Genomic DNA, 20,335 nt, shown 5'->3' on the forward strand with positions numbered 1-20,335 from the left:
ACTTTTATACCTCAATGAAAGCAATCGTTTACAGGTCAACCGGCAGTTGGTACAACATAAAGACGGAAACGGGCAGGGCGATGAGTGCCCGGATAAAAGGCGTATTCAAAATTGATGATATAACTTCTACCAACCCCATTGCTGTGGGTGATGAAGTGATGATTGACATTGAAAGTGAATCGGCCAATACTGCCATCATTACAGAAATCCTTCCCCGCCGCAATTATATCAACCGGCAATCGCCTTCGCATAAGAAGCAGCATCATATTGTGGCCGCTAACATCGATCAGTCGCTGTTGTTTGCTACGCTCAGGGAACCAAAGACCTCGCAGGGCTTTATCGATCGTTTCCTGGTAACCTGCGAAGCATACCATGTACCGGCCATTGTGGTGTTCAATAAAGCGGATCTGTATAAGAATAAAGAGCTGGAAAAATATTCCGCATTGAAGGAGATGTATGCGGCTATCGGCTACCGTACAGTGCTGATGTCGGTAAAAACGAATGAAGGAGTGGAGGAAGTACGGGATGCACTGGCCAATAAGATCACCCTGTTGAGCGGGCACTCCGGTGTAGGAAAATCCTCTTTCATTAATTCCATATTTCCCGAGCTGGAATTAAAAACGCAGGACGTAAGCGGCTGGAGCGGCAAGGGTTTGCACACGACCACTTTTGCTGAAATGTTTGATCTGCCCGGCACGGGTGGCAGGGTGATAGATACGCCGGGTATGCGCGAATTCGGGCTGGTAGATATTACCAGGCAGGAGCTCTCGCATTATTATCCTGAAATGGCGCGCCTCATCACCAACTGCCAGTTCAACAATTGCTTCCACATAAATGAACCTGGCTGTGCCGTTAAAGAAGCCGTGATCAACGGAACCATCAACGAAGACCGCTACGTGAGCTACGTCAACATCCTTGAATCTATTGATGATAAAAACTATTAAACAGGTTCAACAGGGAAGCAATGTCATATTCACTTCATCATTGAAAAGGTAAACACCGGATACTGGAAATTTAAAGAAGGGAGGATATTGGTGGGAATCGATCGTTCAATCTTCGAACGCTATTGAACTATTGCGCAATGAAACGCTTGGCTTTGTTCACAAGCAATTTGGTCTCCAGAAATTTGGCTACTTCAATTACCGCATCATTGTCTTTGCGGGGAGCTTCCTTGAATTTGTAAGGATAAATTGAAATACCTGTGTAAATGTTGTAATACAACGTGAGCAAATGTCCTTTATACGTGAAGTTCCACGTGAGGGTATCAAAATCATCCTGCTTGTTGGTGAACCGGATCTTCAGATCGTCCAGGAGAATGTTAGCTACCTCATAAAAGCGTTTCAGCCCACAGTCATCATCAATGATGGCCTCGGTGCAGCCGAAATCGGTGCGTAGGGTCAGGCTCATAAAAGTACGGTTTGGGTGATATAAATACAGTTGAACCGCGTTCAACCGGTTTAGCAAAACCTAGGATCTGAACTTTTTAGCTTTGGGAACTTTTTCCCCACTGAGGATCTTTTCGGCACCCACATTTTTGCCGTTACTGGGGCAGCCGTATTTCGGACTGCATGCAACACCACCTAAAATAAACAACACAACGGCAAAAAACAGTAAAATTCTAATAGATTTCATAGTCCTTTTTTTCACGGGTAAAACACCGCTTAAATCTAGAAATATTATGCCATAAATGCAATAGGTAGAAGCAATTATTCGGTTACCTGATCCCGGAACCAGTCGGCATATTTGATGTAATTGTTGGCGATGCGGTCGATTTCGGTATGAATTTGCGATACAACAATGTCTTTCACCTTTTTAGCGGGTACGCCGGCAAAAATGGTCCCGGGTGGCACAACTGTTCCTTCGAGTACCACGGCGCCTGCCGCGATGATGGAATTGGTACCAATGTGGGCCCTGTCCATGATAATGGCGCCCATGCCTACCAGTACATTGTCTTCGATCGTACAGCCATGCACAATGGCGTTATGGCCAATGGAAACATTGTTGCCAACGATGGTCTCGGTGCGTTTATACGTGCAGTGAATAACGGCGCCGTCCTGGATATTCACTTTATTTCCCATGCGAATGCTGTTCACATCGCCCCGCACTACCGCACTGAACCAGATGCTGCAATCATCGCCCATCACCACATCTCCGACGATGGTAGCATTAGGGGCAATAAAACAATTAGCTCCGAATTGAGGATATTTTCCTTCAACATGTAAGATCACTGGCATGGTGTATAGTTTATGGTTATAGTTTGCGAGGCGTGTACGGGACAAATATCCTAATAAATCTGGTGAATCAGTTTCCGGTTTCCGGTTTCCTGTTACCGGGCCTTGAAATTTGTAAACTCGCATTAATATCCGGCATACCCAGGCGTTGACAACTGGTACCCGGCAACTGGTACCTGGTAACCGGCTATCTTTGCCCTGATTATGAACAAACGCGAATTATTCCTGCAGCATGTGGCGCAAACTTCACCGGCGCCGCTGGGTCTCGAGATCGTAAAAGCAGCCGGCAGCACCCTCCGCGACGCGTCCGGTAAAAAATTCCTGGATCTGATAGCGGGCATCAGCGTATGCAATGTAGGGCATCGCCACCCGAAAGTGGTAAAGGCCATCAAAAAGCAGCTGAACGACTATATGCACCTGCTGGTGTATGGCGAAATGATAGAAACGCCCCAGGTGCAATACGCCAAATGGCTCACCGATCATTTGCCTGCCTCGCTGAACTCGGTGTATTTTACCAACTCGGGGGCCGAGGCCACCGAGGGCGCTATGAAACTGGCCAAACGCTATACGAACCGGACACAGATCATTGCTTTCAATAAAAGCTACCATGGCTCCACGCAGGGCGCCCTCAGTATCATGGGTGATGAACATTGGCGGAACGCTTTCCGTCCGCTGCTGCCCGATGTACTGCACCTTGAATATGACGATCCTGCTTCACTGCACGAAATTACCACCCAAACAGCCTGCGTAATAGCCGAAACCGTTCAGGCCGAAAGAGGGGTGTTTACCCCTTCTGCCCAATGGATGGCTGCGCTTCGGCAAAAATGTACAGAGACCGGCGCCCTGCTGATCCTCGACGAAATTCAGGCTGGCTTTGGCCGTACGGGCACTATTTGGGGGTTCGAACAGTTCAATGTGGTGCCGGATATAGTTTTGCTGGGTAAAGCCCTGGGCGGCGGCATGCCGCTGGGCGCTTTTGTGGCCGACAAGAATATCATGCAGGTATTTACTGAAAACCCGGTACTGGGGCATATTACCACTTTTGGCGGCCATCCTGTTTGTTGTGCCGCCGGACTGGCCGCGTTTAAAGTATTGCTGAAAGAAGGGATCATAGAACAGGTTGGCGATAAAGCAGCGCTGTTCAGGGAAATGCTGCAACACCCGCTTATCAGGGCGGTGCGGGTGAACGGGTTACTGATCGCTGTTGAATTTGAACATTTTGATATCAATAAACAGGTGATCGATGGCTGTTTGCAAAAGGGCATTCTTACCGACTGGTTCCTTTTTGCACCGGAATGCATGCGTATAGCCCCGCCATTGACTATTTCAACTAAAGAAATAAAGAAGGCTATTAAAACCATTTTGCAGGTGCTGGATGGCATACAGGTGGCGGCCACCGGCAATCCATGAATCGGTAATGATAATGTCCAGACAGTTACCGGTTACCGGATACCGGTTTCCAGGGCTTTTGCTTCACAGCCCTGAACAATTGCCGGTTTACCGGATACTGGTTTCCGGGGCTGTTGCTTCGCAGGCCTGAACAGTTACCGGTTACCGGTTACCGGTTACCGGTAACCGGTTTCCGGGCTTTTGCTTCGCAGCCCTGAACAATTGCCGGTTTACCGGATACCGGTTTCCGGGGCTTTTGCTTCGCAGCCCTGAACAATTGCCGGTTTACCGGATACTGGTTTCCAGGGCTTTTGCTTCGCAGGCAACCGGCATCTAGCTGCAATCCACTGGTTTTTTGATTGTTAATGAGTTGGCAATAGAGGGGATATCGATGAGATACCATTAAATTTGCGCCATCTTTTGATGTTGTGCGACAGGTTCACCTTTATTAATCACCTCAAAAATAGGCTATGCGTAAAATTGATCTTATTCCCTTTTTGCTCGTTGGTTTAGTAGCTTGTAACGATGGCGGCGCCAAAGAAGAAGTTAATACCGACACTACTGCGGCAACCGCTACGGTAGATTCTATGCATCCTCATGCTGATACTTCCGGTGCAATTGCTCCTGTGCCCGATATTCCGCAAGGCGCTAAAGTGTTCTTTGTGAACCTGAAAAATGGTCAGAAAATCAAATCGCCTTTCAAGGTTGAAATGGGTGTATCTGGTATTGCCCTGGATACGGCGGGTGTATTGAAACCAGCATCTGGCCACCATCATATTTTGATCGATGCCGGCGACTCACTGGCTATTGGTACCGTAGTGCCGAAAGATTCTACCCACCTGCATTTTGGCAATGCACAAAAAACAGCAGAACTGAACCTTACGCCGGGTGAGCACAAACTTACCTTACAGTATGCCGATGGTATCCATCGTTCTTATGGCAGTAAACTGGCTGCTACAGTAACCGTGAATGTGCAGAAATAATTGCTTTAGCAATAAATGAACCGGGGCAGATTCCGATAAAAAGGTTCTGCCCTTTTTATTTGTAGTAACAGGATAGTGCAGGTCAGTTGTGGAATTATTTAGCGCAATCGATTGAGTCAGATTAGAAAATTATTAAAGTGTCTATTTTACACAAATACTTGATGTTATATGTCGTCATTTTAGATGACTTATTTGTTAAAATACTGCAGCTCGTCTAAAAAATTATTTATTTATAGTTCTGTATAATATTTTTGAAGAAGTTAAACAAGGTCTATGCAATAGCTTTGAGGGCATGACCTGCGGGGCGATTTTCTAGTCGCCCCTTTTTATTTATATAAATCAAGTAAACCTAGTCTTTCATTGACCAAAATCAAATATGGTAAATTATTTTCAAGTTGTTTGGTACTTCGGCCTTGTTGGGTTGTTTTAATTAGTGGTAGTCGGTTATTGTTCCGGTAAAAAATGAAGTCCCCCCTGAATTTCATTTTCGGTTTCAGTAGCAGATTATTGTAGTTCTTTTTCTTTGTGAAGTATCGCAAATTACACTTTACCAGGAGCCAGTTCTCTGGTTCCTGTTTTTTTATTTTTCACCACTCACCGCTCACTATTCACCACTCACCATTAGAATTGTAATCTAAAGCTACCAAATACGCCCCAGCGTTGAGAAGCTGCTTCGGGCAACGGTTGGGGTAATACCCGCCAAACAAAATCAAACCGCAATACCTTGAAGATATTGTCAACACCGGTGCCAAGCTCCAGGTATGTTTTACCATCCAGTGATTCAAAAATGTAAGTCGAACCGGCAGGCATATTCAACCCCTTGTTCTCTTCACTCAGGCTGCCCCACAATCCTTTAACCGTATAGAACTGGCGGAACTTTAACCTGCGCGTAAGCGGGGTGAAACGGAAAATACCCGCTCCGATATTATGTTCGAAATTGAAACCGGCATACTGGTCGTGCAGGTATTGCCAGCGGTTCATTAAGCTATATGCATACTTGTTATAATAATAGATCTCATTACCGGGCGCTACATCCAACATCATAAAAGGTAAGGTGCCGAAGGTCTTACCGCCAAATACGTTATAATAAACCGTTCCGTACGGTGATATTTTTAAGTAGTCGGAAATACTGCCGCTTAATTTGCTGTATTCATAATGGCTGTCAAACACACCCTTCATACCTCTTGTGTATTTGATGGTAGTGATAGGATAGGGGCTCCCCATGCTATACCGGTAAAAGGTACCTTCCAGGAATTTTTCCAGATAAGCAAAACGGAGTTGTACCGAAGCTTCAAACGTATTTAATGGTTTTGTACCGCCATTGCCATCCAGGAAGATCTCTTTTTCGGGCAGGTTCAATAATGGGTTGTACAACTTCCGAACGCCACTCAGTGTAACGGAGAAACCGGAATGCCATTCTTTGAACAGATCCAGCTGCATTAATTCTGTTTTCAGGAATTTAATGGGCACACCGTTCTTTCTGACCGCCAGCGCAAAAATGTTATCCTGGCTAACCTCATCTAAATAGTTCTGGCCGTAGTCAATGTCTTTTGAATACTTCGCAAAAATATAGGCGCGTGGATTTTTATTGAACAGCCACATGGCGTCCGCTTCATATTTGAATTGCTGGTCTTTGGTGCCATATGCCAGATAACCATGTAACCGCAGCTTTTTACTGAAGTACTTGTTGGTGCCCAGGTCCCAGCGAAAACGCCATCCTTCCAGCACGTTCGAGAATACCCAGTTGTACCAGGGACCGATCTCGAAATTGCCCACATCGAGGTAACCTGTTGCCAGGAAATTGACCGTTTTCACTGCACGTTGAAAAGCGGGTAATTTTAAGAGGGTATCGATGGTTTGGTACAGTTTCTTTTCCGTTACGGTCAATTCTTCATGGCGATTTTGAGCCCAGAATGAATCGGGCGCATTATTCGCCTGAGGCGGAAATATCGTTTCTTCGATCAGTTTGTTCTTCGCCAGTTCATTGGTTACCGACGTATCATTTACCACAACGTCTTTGTAGGTAGTGGTCTTTCTGCCAATAGCCGCCAGCATTTTTTCGCCCGATAAAAGGGAAAGGTCTACCACAAATTTATCTCTGGTAAGGAACCAGGTGGTATCGTTCAGCAGACTGAATTCCTGGATCAGGCTCAGCTTGTTCACATAGTTCACATTGGCTTCTTTGCCCAGGCGAAGGTTCATTTTCTGAATGGCAAAAGTGGTGTCATGCACCCAGCAATCGCCTTCAAAAGTGTTTTGTCCTTTATGTTTCGGTATAAAGAAGAAGTGAATGAGCCGGCGGCCGTTCACCATTTGCGTATCCAGCACTTTGTAATTGTAGAAGGCGTCGCCGTTATCGCTGATGGGACTAACAAACTGTTTATCGAATACGGGGATGAAGTTGGCGTAGAAGTTTACGTTCTGATCGATACCGCCCAGGAGTTTCGACACGCTTTCATTGTTCACCCCGAGGCTTTTGGTGCCTTTAAATACTTCCCGGCGCCGAAGCGGCGATTTCTGATAGTAATAGTTTGAAATGGCCTCTGTAATATAAACCGGTAAATAGGGCACACCCTCTTCGGTGGTGTCAATATTGTTCAGCACAAAATTGAACTTCTTGATGAAGGGCAGGTTCTCCCATTTTTCTTTTTTGATGTTCTTGATATCTACTTCCAGTTTATTGTACAACTCGTAGGAGAAATTACGGAAGCGGTAGCGGTCATTCTTGGCTTTGTGCTTTACAATGCGTTTCCACATCAGCAGGCCGCGGTCGATCTTTTTCTTAACTACCACGGCGTCAAACTTGCCGCGTTCCATCAATATACTGATGTCTAAAACATTGTCTTTGGCACGTTGCAGCAGAAAGCTGTCGAATGGCAATTTAAAATCCCGATAACCTACGTAAGAGATGATCAGGGTGTCTGTAGGCCATTCGTTAAAACGAAAGATAAATGATCCTGCTGAGTCGCTGAGTTTGCCGGTTTTTTGAGATTTAAATTGCATAGAGGCGAAAGGGATACGTTCGTCGCTATGGGCATCTTTGACAGTTCCTTTCAGTATCCTGGTTTGAGCTATTGCGTTTTGGGTCAACAATATCAACAGCAGGAGTTTAAGTGGTCTAATAGGCATTCTTATAAGGTCGGTTTGTTTCCGGCCCAAAAATACAATAACAGAAAGAAAAGCATTTTGTTAAAACCGATAAAACGGTACCATTTCCCGGTAAAACCGCAGTAAATCCGCCGAACATACTTTTCGTGATGGCGTAATTGGCGTGAAAATCCGCAATTATAATGTTGTAGCAGCGTTTGGCAGCGGTTTCAACCAATGTCTTTTATGGTATTCGGGTATTTCTGAAATTAGTCGTTGTGTTATTCAATAATTAAGCGGTGCCAGCGTTGCCGCTATATAGCCCGTGAATCCTGTTCAACAGATCATTGTAGCTGCCATCATTGATCAATGGTATGTTTGCAGAAAACCTTTTTGTGCTAACGCGACCAACTGTTAGTTTGGGGTTATATAGTACGGCCAGCAAATTTTTTTTATTACGCTAAGTGCCGAACATAGGAAGCGTACAATGCAGACCCCTGCTTACACATACCTAAAAATGATATTCATTTTTGCCAGTCCCGCCAGTTCCCGGTTGCAGTCAATTTATATTTTGGCAGGAAAAAGTTTGCAAATCTCAAAAATTGCTACTTACTTTGTTTTACAAAGTGCTTTATATGGATAGCCAACATCCCCCGCTGGAAACCCTGCAGGACATTAAAAGAATGATGGAAAGGTCTTCACGCTTTATATCCCTGAGCGGGTGGAGCGGGATCTGTGCCGGCATCTGCGCGCTCTTGGGTGCATGGGCCGCACAGCAGCGTATCAGCGCTTATCTGCAGGTAAGACGTAATGGCAGGACTTACCACGGCGAAAACGATTACGTAAGCGAAAGCGCGGCAACGCTATACAGCGACCTGATCATAATTGCCGGCATTACATTCATTACAGCCTTTATTTCGGCATTCGTATTTACCTGGCTACGCAGCCGGCGCAATGGCACACCTATGTGGGACCGCACCGTGCAGCGCCTCGCCTGGAATACAATATTGCCTATGGTCATTGGTGGACTTGTCATTCTTCGCGCCATAGAACTGCATTATTTTGAACTGGTGGCGCCTGGTTGTTTGATCTTTTACGGTCTTGCGCTGGTGAATGCATCGAAGTACACCCTGGGCGAGATCCGTTACCTGGGCTATGGACAACTTATACTGGGGATTATAAATTTATGGAGTGGTGTTAACGGATTGTATTTTTGGGCCGCCGGTTTTGGCATATTGCATATTCTGTATGGCGCCATTATGTGGTGGAAGTATGAACGGCAGCGTTAGACAATAATTTATTTGCATGAAGAACCCGATTGAAAATCTTAATAAAATTTTTGATAGCCGCATTCGAATGGGAGTCATGAGCATTCTCATCGTGAATGAGGAGGTGAGTTTTAATGACCTGAAGAAAATGCTCGATGTAACCGATGGCAACCTGGCATCCCATATGGTGAACCTGGAAGAGAACGGATACATTAAAGTTCACAAAGGTTTTATTGGCCGGAAAACAAATACAACCTATTCTATTACCAGGGCTGGTGAAAAAGCATTCAAAGACCATATTGAAGCATTGGAAAATATGATCAAAGGCATGAAGTAAATTTTTTTTGCCCTTGCACTTTGAAATACAAAGCGCTTTTTATAACTAATAGTTGATCTCTGGTATAGCCATGAATAACATTTAAAGTATAGCCATGAAAATAAAAATGATCTTACCGGCGCTTACCGAGGCGAAAAGCCCTTACTGGCGCCCCATCAAATACTCATTGTTCCCGCCGCTCGGGCTGGCTACATTGGCGGCCTATTGTTCACCTGATGATGATATCGACCTGCAGGACGAGCATGTAGAAGAGTTGCAAATAAATGATACACCCGATCTGGTAATCATACAGGTGTATATCACCAATGCATTCCGGGCTTACAGGCTGGCCGACCATTACCGCCAGCGCGGGGTGTATGTGTGCCTGGGTGGTTTGCATGTTTCATCACTTCCTGAAGAAGCTAAACAGCATGCCGACAGTATTTTTATTGGTCCGGGTGAGGATACATTTCCAGAGTTCCTGAAAGACTTCAGCAATAAAACACCCCGTAAAGTATATGTAAACAGCAAACGCAATATCACAACAATTCCACCCATCCGCCGCGACCTCATCAAACGCGATCAGTACCTGGTGCCCAACTCCATCGTAGTATCGAGAGGTTGTCCGCACCATTGTGATTTCTGTTATAAAGATGCTTTTTTCGAAGGTGGCAAATCGTTCTATACCCAACGGGTTGATGCAGCCCTGGCTGAAATTGACCGTTTGCCCGGCAGGCATCTTTATTTTTTAGATGATCATTTATTAGGCAATCAAAAATTTTCAAGCGCCTTGTTTGAAGGTATGAAAGGGATGAACAGGGTGTTCCAGGGAGCATCTACGATCGATGCCATTTTAAGGGGCAACCTCATTGAACAAGCAGCAGAAGCCGGTTTGCGAAGTGTATTCATAGGTTTTGAAACCCTCAGCAATGCAAATCTTGCTCAAAGCAATAAAAAACAGAACCTCGGAAAAGATTATCGCGAAGCTATCAATCGCTGCCATTCACTGGGCATTATGATCAACGGCAGTTTTGTATTTGGTTTGGATGATGATGACAAAGCTGTATTTGACAGAACGGTAGAATGGGCAGTAAAAAGTGCATTGACCACCTGCACTTTTCATATACTCACTCCTTATCCCGGCACCCGCTTGTATCAATCAATGGAGCAGCAGGGTCGCTTATTACATCGTAACTGGGACCTGTACGATACCCGCCAGGTGGTGTATAAAACAGTAGGCCTGAATGCAGAAGAACTTAAAGCTGGTTACGACCACGCGTATAGATCATTCTATTCCTGGAAGAACATTTGCCGGGCCAGTCTGCAGCACGATACGCTGAAGCACCAACTGAAACATTTTGCCTACGCCGGTGGCTGGAAGAAGTTTGAACCCCTATGGAATTTTATTATAAAAACAAAAGGGCTCAATAACATGCTGCCATTACTGGAAGCTATTTTATCAAAAGTAAAGAACAATAAAATCAACACATCTGTAAGCCCGTTTCCGGCTATTGCATAAAATAACGACACTATGAATAAAGACCTTGTAAAGATCATACTGGTAACAACCGGTGCTGTTTTGTTCAACCTGGTTTTCTGGAAGGAGAAACTGGCTATTAATACTGTTTTGTTCGATGCCTTTTTATTGTCGGCATTGTTTTACCTGTACCCCAACGCCCGGCAACATGCTTCTGTAAACTGGTTATTGCTGGGCCACCTGGTTTGTTTGGCCATGGTAGTTGTGCACAATACCGACCTGAGTAAAATTGCTTTTTTTATTACCCTGTTGCTGGTAGCAGGTTTTGCTGAATATGCCCATCGTTCGGTATGGTTTGCCGGTGGTTCTGTATTGATGAACATTGTGATGGTGGCGGCCTCTTTTGCAGAGCCGATCCGCTTCAGCAAAAGGCCGGCCGTTAAAGGCAAAGGGATCAGCCGCATGATCCGTTTTGCTGTGTTCCCGCTTATTTTGCTGGTAGTATTTTTTTGTATCTACCGCGTGGCCAACAGTGTTTTTTCAGCAATAGCAGGCCAGATCGGCGTTCAATTGGAGCTGTTCTTCAGGTATTTTTTCGATTTCTTCTCCTGGCAGCGATTACTGTTCCTTTTATTGGGGCTGCTGTTCTCGGGTTCCATCTTACTCAAAAGTAAACTGGATTATTTCAGTGTACGCGAAGCGCGGTTAAATGATCGGTTGCAACGGTCACGCAAAACACTAACCCAGAAAAGAAGCAACGCTTTTTTCCAGTTCGTTGAATTGATCATGGGAAAAATGGCCAGCGGTATGATGGCATTGAAGAATGAAAATACCACCGGTATCATCAGTCTGATCCTGTTGAATGTGTTGCTGTTGGTTGTTAATGCCATTGACCTGAATTTTTTATGGCTGCATTTCTCGTATAAGATTGGGCAGCCGGTATACAAAATGGTGCATGAAGGAACGGAACTGCTCATCGTATCAATTGTGCTGGCAATGGCTATTTTGTTATTCTTCTTCAAAGGCAATCTGAACTTTTACAAACGGAATAAATGGTTGAAGGTTGGCGCTTACGCCTGGATCATTCAGAACGCTATGTTGGTGAGCTCTGTATTCCTGCGAGACTATTATTATATTCTCAAGCATGGGCTGGCGTATAAGCGAATAGGCGTATTATTCTTTTTATTAATGGTGCTGGTAGGGCTGTTTACCGTATTCGTGAAAATATGGAACAGGAAAACCAATTACTTTCTGTTCAGGGTGAATGCATGGGCGGGAATAGTGGTGCTGGTGCTGGCTACTACCATTCACTGGGACGAGTTCATCGCCGGTTATAACCTGAAAAGACAAAATACGGTTGAGCTGGATGTCGAATTTTTGTTATCCTTATCAGATAAGGCCTTACCCCTGCTGGATACAAATATAACAGCCCTGCAACAGCGCGAACGCCAACTGAAGCCGGCATCGGATGCTGAAATGCCTGCCTGCGATACTTGTTTTATTGAGCAGTTGAAACAACGGGAAAAGCAATTCGTGATAAAACAGGAGCAGTACTCGTGGTTGTCTTGGAACTACGCCGATGCGTATACAAAAAAATATTTTCAACGGAAGAAATTGGTTGCTGTAACTAAATAAAGGAATAGGTATGACCTCAGTGTCTATAGCGGTAAAGATCTGGGCAAAAACACTGATGATGAGTGCAACTCTATTGAGTATTGGATTCACGTTTGCCGAAGAATTCTTTGCAGTATTTATTTGTATGATTGTTTTGATCGGTGGGTTTATTGTAACGCTGCCATTACTGATGTTGATCACGCCGCTGGTCAAAGCATCTGTCTGGTTACCTTATGAGGTGCCGGCTAAAATCGCCTGGCTCACTTTTTGGCTGGCATTACTGATCTTGCTGTTATATGTATGGATCTCAATGCTATTGCATGGAGCGGCGTTTGAGGAAGATTCACTTCTGAACCTGATCCTTGCAGCTACCCTGGCAGGCTTGCTGTTTGCAGTGATAACTACCCGTAAATCCCTCAAAAAACTTTATTCAGAAACATTACCATCTTAACTATTTATAAAATAAAGTTTATGAATTCACAGGAGGACTTTTCAATCCGGTCAAGAATCAGGAGCTTCCGCTTTGCATTCGAGGGGCTGGGTGCTTTTTTACTCAAAGAGCATAATGCCTGGATCCATTTTATGGCTACCATCGTGGTATTTACCCTCGCAGCCCTGGCAGGGGTCACTAAAAATGAATTGCTGGCCCTGGTATTTGCCATCGGCTTTGTTTGGGTGGCCGAGATCTTCAATACCTGTATAGAGCGGGTAATGGATTTTGTGTCAGATCAGCGTCATCCCGAAATAAAATTTATCAAAGACCTGGCTGCCGGTGCTGTGTTAATAGCTGCCATTACTGCATTCATAGTAGGCATTGTTGTATTCATTCCTAAATTATTTTAACAATGAAAGTAGCGCCAACGAAATTGATCGATAAAACGGTTAATTGGAATCCCTGGTTATGGTTCAGGTCAACGGGTAGCGAGATAGACCGTATGCTGGTACTGTCAATGGCCTTCAGCATTGCACTCGTGACAGCCCGCATCCTGTACACCGACCGATTGACATTCATTTTCATGAACTGGAATCTTTTCCTGGCATGGCTGCCCTATATGATCTCGTCGTGGTTGCAGAAGCGGCCGCAATTGCAGGCCAGGCCGGTAAAGTTTGCCACTATTTCATTTGTATGGCTTTTGTTCATTCCCAATTCGTTTTACATACTTACCGACCTGTTTCACCTGGGTAAACATAAAAATGTGCCCAATTGGTTCGATCTGGCAATGATCATTTCATTCGCCTGGAATGGGTTGTTGCTGGGCATCTTATCGGTGCGGCAAATGGAAAAAATGATCCAGCCTTATTTACCCGGCAGACATGAATTATTATTCATTTATCCCATTATGTTCCTGAATGCATTGGGTGTTTATATGGGCCGTTATCCCCGGTTCAACAGCTGGAATATTATCACCAACCCCTTAGGCGTAGTGGCCTATTTAGGAAAGATGTTCTTACATCCGGTGCAGCATGTGTATGCGTGGGGCATGGTGGCGTGTTTTTCGGTATTCATGACACTTGTGTACCTGACCTTAAAAAAATTACATAAAGCTATTCATTGATCCAGGCGCTATACCCTTCCATTATAGCGGTTGGTTTATCCACAAAAAGGCGCTTTGTTCTCATAGCGCCTTTATTTAAAGAAGTAAGAGGCAGGAGGTAAGAAGATCATGAATTGTTAACCTTCCCGCATGTTTATAGTTCCTCTGCAACAAATTAAAAAGCCTCGCGATCGTAATCGCGAGGCTTAAGTATTTTGTATGTGCTCACCCTTTTTAGGGGCTGATGTTAAAAATCTACGCCCATGGCAAAATGCAAATAGGGTTTTCCTTTGAAGAAAACGTTCATTTCCCAACCGGCATCCAGGCGAAGGAAATAGCCCAGCAGGGTGCTGCGGGCACCAAATCCATAACCGCCAACAAAAGGTCCTATACCACCGGCTTTGATCAACACCTGGGCGGGCGGATTGCCATACACCACCTGTGGTCTTGCCAGTTTATCATAAGTGCCATTCCAGGCGCTGCCGAGGTCAATGAACTGAATGAGCTGGAAGTTGCGGAGGAAGGCATTATTGATCGGTTTATTGAACAGGGTAGAGAACACCGGTAACCGGAATTCACTGTTTATGATCACTGCATTGTTGCCATTGGCTACGTTTTGGGGGAAACCACGCATGTTAACTGCCAGTGACTGGAAGGCATAAGTGGGATCCGTTGGTCTGGGGTTTTCGCTGTATTTGGGGAACATCCAGCCATCTACACCACCCAGGTAATACACGATCTTCTGGCTGCCCCACGAGAAGTCACCTGCTACGCGGCCGGCCCAAATGAAGTTGCGGTAAATGGGGTAGTAATAACGGCCATCAAAACCGAAATTATAAGTGAACCGTCCGGGTTTAAGATTGCCCTCAGAAGGTTTGCTGATCTGTCCATTGAGGTCCATATAGATCTTGTACCGCAAACCATTCCAGATATTGGTGGCTTTTTGAATGGCGTCGTCATGAACGTATTCGAGGCGGGTAACTGCAAAGGTCTGTTTGTTGAGTTCCTGCGTTTTTAATGTAACCGTATCGAATTGGGTACCGCGCACCACCACTTTGTCGGTACGGATACCGGCAGATAACCGGATGCTGCGCACCCTGTCGAACGGATATTTCACCACCGCCTGGTACAGGTTGGTATATGACTTTCCTTCGTATGGTTCTACAGTTCCGTTAAGACCTGTTACATTACCCAGGTCGGTACGGCGATAGTAGATCAATGAATAATCCAGTCTCTTTTTGAGGTAATCAACGCGGCCATACCATTCTCCGCCGCCATCGAACAATGACTGGTTCACCGGTACAAAAATGTTGGTTCCCGAACCTCCGCCACCGATGGAGGCGCCGGTTCCAATGCCACCGATCAGCGGCAGGCGCATGGCGCCGGTAAAGCGAATGTCTTCAAACAGATCGAATATGGAGGCTTTGAGCATGCCGTTGAAAGCACCGCCACTTTGCAACACGATCGGTAAACCACCGGTGTAGGGCTGATAGCGGCTGATGAGCACATCATTGTTAAAGCCGCCGGTGAAATTGTCTACTGAGAACTTCAGTTTGTAATCGAACCGTTTGGCTTTTTTCAGGATCGATTCATTTTCTTCTTCTTTTGTTTCGGGAACAGTAGGTACTACAGGCACGTTACCGGGTTGTTGTGGCTGCGCCTGCTGCGCAGTGTCTTTTTTCTCTTTTTCAAAACCTGTTTCAAAAATATCGCTGATCTTCTGGTTATCGGGTTGAGCGTTCGGTTTGTTGAATTGTATCGCTGCTCCGCTGGCCGCCTGTTCAGCTATGATCGTCTTTCGCCGGTATTCGGTAGGCCGGGGATTGAGATTACGTTTGCGCAGGGTAGCGTCATCGACTTTTAAGCGGTACAAGAATTTCAGATTTCCCTGTTGCCGAACTTCACTTACCTGGCCCTGGTAACCCGCAATTTTGGTTTCCAGCAGGGCGCTTTGGTAATTGGTGATCGGGAATACATAGGCCGAATCGTTGGTTACCGAAAACGTGAATACAGAATCCGGTTCGGTTTTACCCCATGCTTTCAGCGTAGAATCGATCTCCATGGGATCGGGGTTGCGCAAGACCTGGTCACCTACCAGTATCACGGTATCTACGCCTGCACGCACCGTATTGAAAAAGCCGGCAAAGCGGTTGGAGATCCCGGTTTCATCACTTACAAACGTGAAGTGGTAGGTATTATACTGCATGGGATAGCGCGCATTACCATACTTCATTCTTGTTAGCTGGGAGATCTGTCTGAATTCACTTTTATTATAAACGTCGGTGAGAAAGATATTAAAGCGTTGGGAAGCCACAGCCGTGTCGCCGCCTTTAGTGGTAGCATCGGGCCGGTTACTTGAGAAAAGAATACCCGTTTTGTTGGGGAAGGCTACAAAGCTCGCATCCAGGTCGGCATAGGCGTCATTGGTAACCTGCTCGTAGGTGTCTTTTTCTATATTATAAATGTAAATATCTGACTGGCCATTGCGAACCGCACTTAACAGCAGGGTATTGGAGTTCAGCATAAACTGCATGTCCTGGATCTGTTCAAAATGGGGTATTACCTGTTTTATTCGTTTGAACCGGGCCACCATGTCATAAACGAACAGATTCACTTTTCCTTCCGACCAGTAAATACAGGCCAGGCGGGTGCCTTTGCCGTCCCAGGCTAACAAAGGATAATTGGGGTTGATCTCGTTCTCATTGGCCCGCACACCGGTCTTTAACAGCACTTTTCTAACGGTCATATTATCCCACAGAACTACGCGGTACTGGCCTTTAATGAATTCAACAACTGCATAGGTTTGACTGCGCGGCGCCGGGTTTGGGGTAAAATGAAGGAAGTCTTTATTGTTGGTCACTTCTTCTACAATCGAAACCGTTCCTTTGGGAATATCGCGCCTGCCACGGAGGTCCTTTTCATACATTTCCGATCTTTCCATCATAAAATCCTTCAGCACTTCCTTAAACTTCTTTTTGCAGATGCGTTGCGAAGCGCTGTTGAGATTGCGGTACACGCGCGACAGGTATAGAAAGTAGGTGACGTTCTCTTTTTTATATTTTTCAGCCAGGTAATGCCAGAAGGCGTGACCGGCCAGCAGCGGCTTTTCATAGGCCAGCTGGTAGAAGTTCCGGTATTCGCCAGATAGCAGGGCCAGCTTCAGTTCGTTGTCATACTCGGGGCTCCATTCTTCTGAAACGTAATCTACATACCCGTCAACCAGCCATTTGGGAAGGTCGAGCAAAGCCTGGTTGGTGGCAAACTCTCCCAGGTCGTCGCCAAAGAGGATATTATCAACCAGGATGCGGGCGATGCCCTGGCGTATTTGTTTGCGTAATTTGGAATGGTCACCATCGAAGTAGATCACCATTTTGTTATTTACCAGCTTGGTAGTGCCGCCGGTTGTTTGCCAGTCGAGGTTCAGCCCGATATTGGATTGCCGTAATTCGTCAAAATGATTGTAAATAACAATATTGGCGCGGCGCTGCAGGCCATATTCCACAAACTGTTCAAGGCCGGGCAGTTCGCTTTCAGCAACCTGTGCTACATAGTTGGCAATGGTTTGACCATTTTCGTAGAAATATGTATTGAAATTGGTAGTTTGGTAGTATTGCCATTTGAAATTACGGTACTGAACCCGGTTTTTTCCAAACTCCACAGTATTCACCTGGGCGAATAGTACGGATGGCAGCAACAAGGCAAGTAATAAGGGAAACGAATAAAATACTTTTGTCTTTGGCTGAATCTGATGAAATTGCATAGCCTGTCTTTAAATGTTTTAAAGTTAAAACAATCCATAATACCGCGAAAATCAATTATAATAAGGTACGAGTATGCTTACAGTGACATCTTTTACATTTAGTCCGGTTCAGGAGAATACGTATGTGGTGTATAACGAAACCGGGGAATGCTGCATTATCGACCCGGGGTGCTATTTCGGCAATGAACGCAATGAATTAAAAGAATTTATACAAACTTCCGGCCTTACGCCTAAATATTTGTTAAATACCCACTGTCATTTAGACCACGTATTCGGAAACAAATTCATCCACGAAACCTGGGGGCTAACCCTTCACCTGCATGAAAAAGAAAAGCCGCTGCTGGAATATGCGCCAACGTTTGCTGTATCGTGGGGGCTGCCCTTCGATAATTACAAAGGTGACCTAATCTTTTTACGGGAAGGTGACACCGTAGCGTTGGGTACTGATGCATTACAGGTATTATTTACACCCGGTCATTCGCCCGGACATATTGCATTTTATTGTAAGGCGCAGCAGTTTGTGCTTGGAGGCGATGTTTTGTTCCATCAAAGCATCGGCCGTACCGACCTGCCGGGCGGAGATTTTGAAACCCTCATTGCCAGCATCCGCAACCAGTTATTTGTTTTACCCGACGATACTGTAGTTTACCCCGGCCATGGCCCGCAAACAACGATCGGCTATGAAAAAAAACATAATCCCTTCCTCAAAAACTAAAAAAACGATTTCTGATTTTGAGATTTCGCGATTTCGACATTTAATCAATCCCGAATCCTGATTTCTGATTTCTGATTTTGAGATTTCAGGATTTTATATATCCAGAAATCAGAAATCCCGAAATCTAAAATTATTGCTGATCACTAATTTCTGATTTCCGATTTCTGAATTCTGATTTCTGATTTTGAGATTTCAGGATTTAATAAATCCCTAAATCAGAAATCTCGAAATCTCGAAATCGTTATATGATTTTGTAGATCATTTTTCCTACATACGGCAGCCGGCTGAACTCCTTTCGTTCTACCCGCAGGATGAACACGAGATAGCCGAGGGTGAACAGGGTAGCCAGGGTAAAATTCAACCAGGAAGCAGGCCACCAGCCGGTAATGGCATGATGAACAAAATATAAAATGGCAACTATGACCATGTAGGCGCATAGCTTTTTGGTAGCATAAGGAATGGGATACTTTTTTTGTCCCCAGAGATAGGAGATCGCCATCATACAGCCGTAACAAAAGAACGTAGCCCAGGCGCAGGCTATATAGCTATACCGGGGAATGAAGGCTGCGTTAATACCCAGGGTGATCAGGGCGCCAACGAGTGTGATCCAGGCGCCGGCAGATGTTTTTTGCGACAACTTGTACCAGATGCTCAGGTTGTAGTAAATGCCTAGGAAAATATTTGCAAACAGCAGGATGGGCACTACGGTAAGGCCCTCCCACATTGCTTCATTTTGGATAAAGTGTTTCCATACATCCAGGTAAAGCGCCACCACGAGGAACATAAGTGTAACGGTGATCACAAAGAATTTCATTACCCGCGCATAGGTCCTGGGAGCATCGTCCTGGGTGGCCTGTTTAAAGAAAAAAGGTTCAGCGCCCATGCGAAAAGCCTGGATGAATAAAGAGATGAGGATGGCTAATTTGTAACAGGCGCTGTAGGTACCCACTTCAAAACGGGCGGCCTCCTGGGTTTGCACCGGCGCCCACCAGCCCAGCATGATACGGTCGAAGGTTTCGTTGATCATGCCCGCGAAATTGGCAATGGCTAATGGCATCGCGTATAACATTACCTCCTTCCATACGGGAAAGTCAAACTTCAGGTCGAAGGCAAATAATTCTTTTCTTAATATGATCAGCTGGTAAAATGATTGTATGACATTGGCCAGTAAAACATATCCTACTCCGAAATCCTTATTGTATATCAGTAACAGGGGGCTATTGGCATTTTGTTCCAGCAGGCGCGGGCATAGCGATAAAAAGAAATAGATGATGGCGATATTGATCAGGATACCCGTTACCCGCACCATGGCGAATTTTACGGGCCGGTTTTCCTGCCTGAGTTTGGCAAAGGGCAGGGCTGATAACGCATCAAAGGCTATGATCAGTATGCTTAAAGTAATGTATTCGGGGTGGTCGGCTATAGACACCAGGTGGGCAAAAGAATCATTGAACAGGATAAGAACGACCGATAGGAAAAGCGTACTGCTAAAGATGGAAATAGAGAGTGTATTGTAAATGTTTTTCGCGTACTCTTCTTTCTGTACATACCTGAAATAGGCAGTATCGAGCCCGAACAGGAAAATAGTATTTAAAAAGGGGATCGACGCGTATACCAGGCTCATTTCTCCATAGCCGGAGCCAGTGAGTTTATAAGTCAGGTACGGAGTAAGCAGGTAATTCAGAAAGCGGGCAAAAATACTACTGACCCCATACCACAATGTTTGCCCGGCTAATTTTTTTATACCACTCAATGATGATTATTTAAAATTAATGGTCAAAATTAAGGGTTCAGTCATAATATCCTTACAGCGGCAGGCTGTTTATGCCTGATATAGGACAGAAATAACAAAAGGAATCCCTGGCTGAATTCGGTAATATGTAGGATTGTTGATTATCAGTCATCCAAACCGCGGGATTAGAACCTCATTAAAACCCCGCCACTGCAGGGGTAACTGAAT

General features: G+C 45.2%; 18 protein-coding genes. 11 read left to right on the top strand and 7 right to left on the bottom strand.

What is annotated here, in order from left to right; translation table 11 throughout:
* Window positions 1-14 precede the first annotated feature (14 nt).
* Window positions 15-944, top strand: coding sequence for a ribosome small subunit-dependent GTPase A (gene rsgA, locus JUB15_RS09395; RefSeq protein WP_207512224.1), 930 nt, complete (start codon window positions 15-17; stop codon window positions 942-944).
* A gap of 127 nt (window positions 945-1,071) precedes the next feature.
* On the opposite strand, the gene JUB15_RS09400 is transcribed toward rsgA, so the two are convergent.
* The 3 genes from JUB15_RS09400 to JUB15_RS09410 all read right to left on the bottom strand — a co-directional run bounded on the left by JUB15_RS09400 (window position 1,072) and on the right by JUB15_RS09410 (window position 2,234).
* Entirely contained in the window at window positions 1,072-1,407 is a 336-nt protein-coding gene (locus JUB15_RS09400; RefSeq protein ID WP_205509422.1) for a DUF3630 family protein, read from the bottom strand.
* Window positions 1,408-1,467: 60 nt separating this feature from the next.
* On the bottom strand, window positions 1,468-1,632 hold the full coding sequence (locus JUB15_RS09405) for a hypothetical protein (protein ID WP_207512225.1): 165 nt from the start codon (window positions 1,630-1,632) through the stop codon (window positions 1,468-1,470).
* A gap of 74 nt (window positions 1,633-1,706) precedes the next feature.
* On the bottom strand, window positions 1,707-2,234 hold the full coding sequence (locus tag JUB15_RS09410) for a gamma carbonic anhydrase family protein (RefSeq protein WP_207512226.1): 528 nt from the start codon (window positions 2,232-2,234) through the stop codon (window positions 1,707-1,709).
* A gap of 201 nt (window positions 2,235-2,435) precedes the next feature.
* Between JUB15_RS09410 and JUB15_RS09415 the strand changes: the two genes are divergently transcribed.
* On the top strand, window positions 2,436-3,641 hold the full coding sequence (locus JUB15_RS09415; RefSeq protein WP_207512227.1) for an aspartate aminotransferase family protein: 1,206 nt from the start codon (window positions 2,436-2,438) through the stop codon (window positions 3,639-3,641).
* Window positions 3,642-3,789: 148 nt separating this feature from the next.
* Here the strand turns inward: JUB15_RS09415 and JUB15_RS09420 are convergent, their stop codons facing one another.
* The gene (locus tag JUB15_RS09420; RefSeq protein WP_207512228.1) at window positions 3,790-3,963 is read right to left on the bottom strand and encodes a hypothetical protein; all 174 of its coding nucleotides are present in this window, start codon (window positions 3,961-3,963) and stop codon (window positions 3,790-3,792) included.
* A gap of 127 nt (window positions 3,964-4,090) precedes the next feature.
* On the opposite strand from JUB15_RS09420, the gene JUB15_RS09425 reads away from it, so the two are divergent.
* Window positions 4,091-4,603, top strand: a complete 513-nt coding sequence (locus tag JUB15_RS09425) for a DUF4399 domain-containing protein (protein WP_207512229.1) — start codon at window positions 4,091-4,093, stop codon at window positions 4,601-4,603.
* Between the two features lie 621 nt (window positions 4,604-5,224).
* On the opposite strand, the gene JUB15_RS09430 is transcribed toward JUB15_RS09425, so the two are convergent.
* Entirely contained in the window at window positions 5,225-7,732 is a 2,508-nt protein-coding gene (locus JUB15_RS09430) for a DUF5686 family protein (RefSeq protein WP_207512230.1), read from the bottom strand.
* A 593-nt stretch (window positions 7,733-8,325) separates the two neighbouring features.
* Here JUB15_RS09430 and JUB15_RS09435 point away from each other — a divergent pair.
* The 7 genes from JUB15_RS09435 (at window position 8,326) to JUB15_RS09465 (ending at window position 13,921) form a co-directional block, all read left to right on the top strand.
* Window positions 8,326-8,979, top strand: coding sequence for a hypothetical protein (locus JUB15_RS09435; protein ID WP_242696282.1), 654 nt, complete (start codon window positions 8,326-8,328; stop codon window positions 8,977-8,979).
* A 16-nt stretch (window positions 8,980-8,995) separates the two neighbouring features.
* Window positions 8,996-9,295: a winged helix-turn-helix domain-containing protein gene (locus JUB15_RS09440; protein ID WP_205509414.1), complete on the top strand. Its 300-nt coding sequence runs from the start codon at window positions 8,996-8,998 to the stop codon at window positions 9,293-9,295.
* A gap of 94 nt (window positions 9,296-9,389) precedes the next feature.
* Window positions 9,390-10,793 (top strand): B12-binding domain-containing radical SAM protein, encoded by a 1,404-nt coding sequence (locus JUB15_RS09445; protein ID WP_242696283.1) that lies wholly within the window; start codon window positions 9,390-9,392, stop codon window positions 10,791-10,793.
* 12 nt (window positions 10,794-10,805) lie between these two features.
* A complete protein-coding gene (locus JUB15_RS09450) occupies window positions 10,806-12,386 on the top strand; it encodes a DUF4153 domain-containing protein (RefSeq protein ID WP_207512231.1) in 1,581 nt (526 codons plus the stop codon).
* 10 nt (window positions 12,387-12,396) lie between these two features.
* The gene (locus tag JUB15_RS09455; protein ID WP_207512232.1) at window positions 12,397-12,816 is read left to right on the top strand and encodes a hypothetical protein; all 420 of its coding nucleotides are present in this window, start codon (window positions 12,397-12,399) and stop codon (window positions 12,814-12,816) included.
* A 20-nt stretch (window positions 12,817-12,836) separates the two neighbouring features.
* Window positions 12,837-13,208 (top strand): diacylglycerol kinase family protein, encoded by a 372-nt coding sequence (locus JUB15_RS09460; RefSeq protein ID WP_207512233.1) that lies wholly within the window; start codon window positions 12,837-12,839, stop codon window positions 13,206-13,208.
* 2 nt (window positions 13,209-13,210) lie between these two features.
* Complete coding sequence (locus JUB15_RS09465) at window positions 13,211-13,921, top strand: DUF1361 domain-containing protein (RefSeq protein ID WP_207512234.1); 711 nt, start codon at window positions 13,211-13,213, stop codon at window positions 13,919-13,921.
* 226 nt (window positions 13,922-14,147) lie between these two features.
* Here JUB15_RS09465 and JUB15_RS09470 read toward each other — a convergent pair whose 3' ends face one another.
* Window positions 14,148-17,660: a hypothetical protein gene (locus JUB15_RS09470; protein ID WP_207512235.1), complete on the bottom strand. Its 3,513-nt coding sequence runs from the start codon at window positions 17,658-17,660 to the stop codon at window positions 14,148-14,150.
* Window positions 17,661-17,733: 73 nt separating this feature from the next.
* Between JUB15_RS09470 and JUB15_RS09475 the strand changes: the two genes are divergently transcribed.
* Window positions 17,734-18,375, top strand: a complete 642-nt coding sequence (locus JUB15_RS09475) for an MBL fold metallo-hydrolase (protein ID WP_207512236.1) — start codon at window positions 17,734-17,736, stop codon at window positions 18,373-18,375.
* Between the two features lie 241 nt (window positions 18,376-18,616).
* Here JUB15_RS09475 and JUB15_RS09480 read toward each other — a convergent pair whose 3' ends face one another.
* Window positions 18,617-20,128 (bottom strand): lipopolysaccharide biosynthesis protein, encoded by a 1,512-nt coding sequence (locus tag JUB15_RS09480; protein ID WP_207512237.1) that lies wholly within the window; start codon window positions 20,126-20,128, stop codon window positions 18,617-18,619.
* Between the last annotated feature and the right edge of the window lie 207 nt (window positions 20,129-20,335).

The sequence above is a fragment of the Longitalea luteola genome, from assembly GCF_017356035.1.
Classification (GTDB): domain Bacteria; phylum Bacteroidota; class Bacteroidia; order Chitinophagales; family Chitinophagaceae; genus Niastella; species Niastella luteola.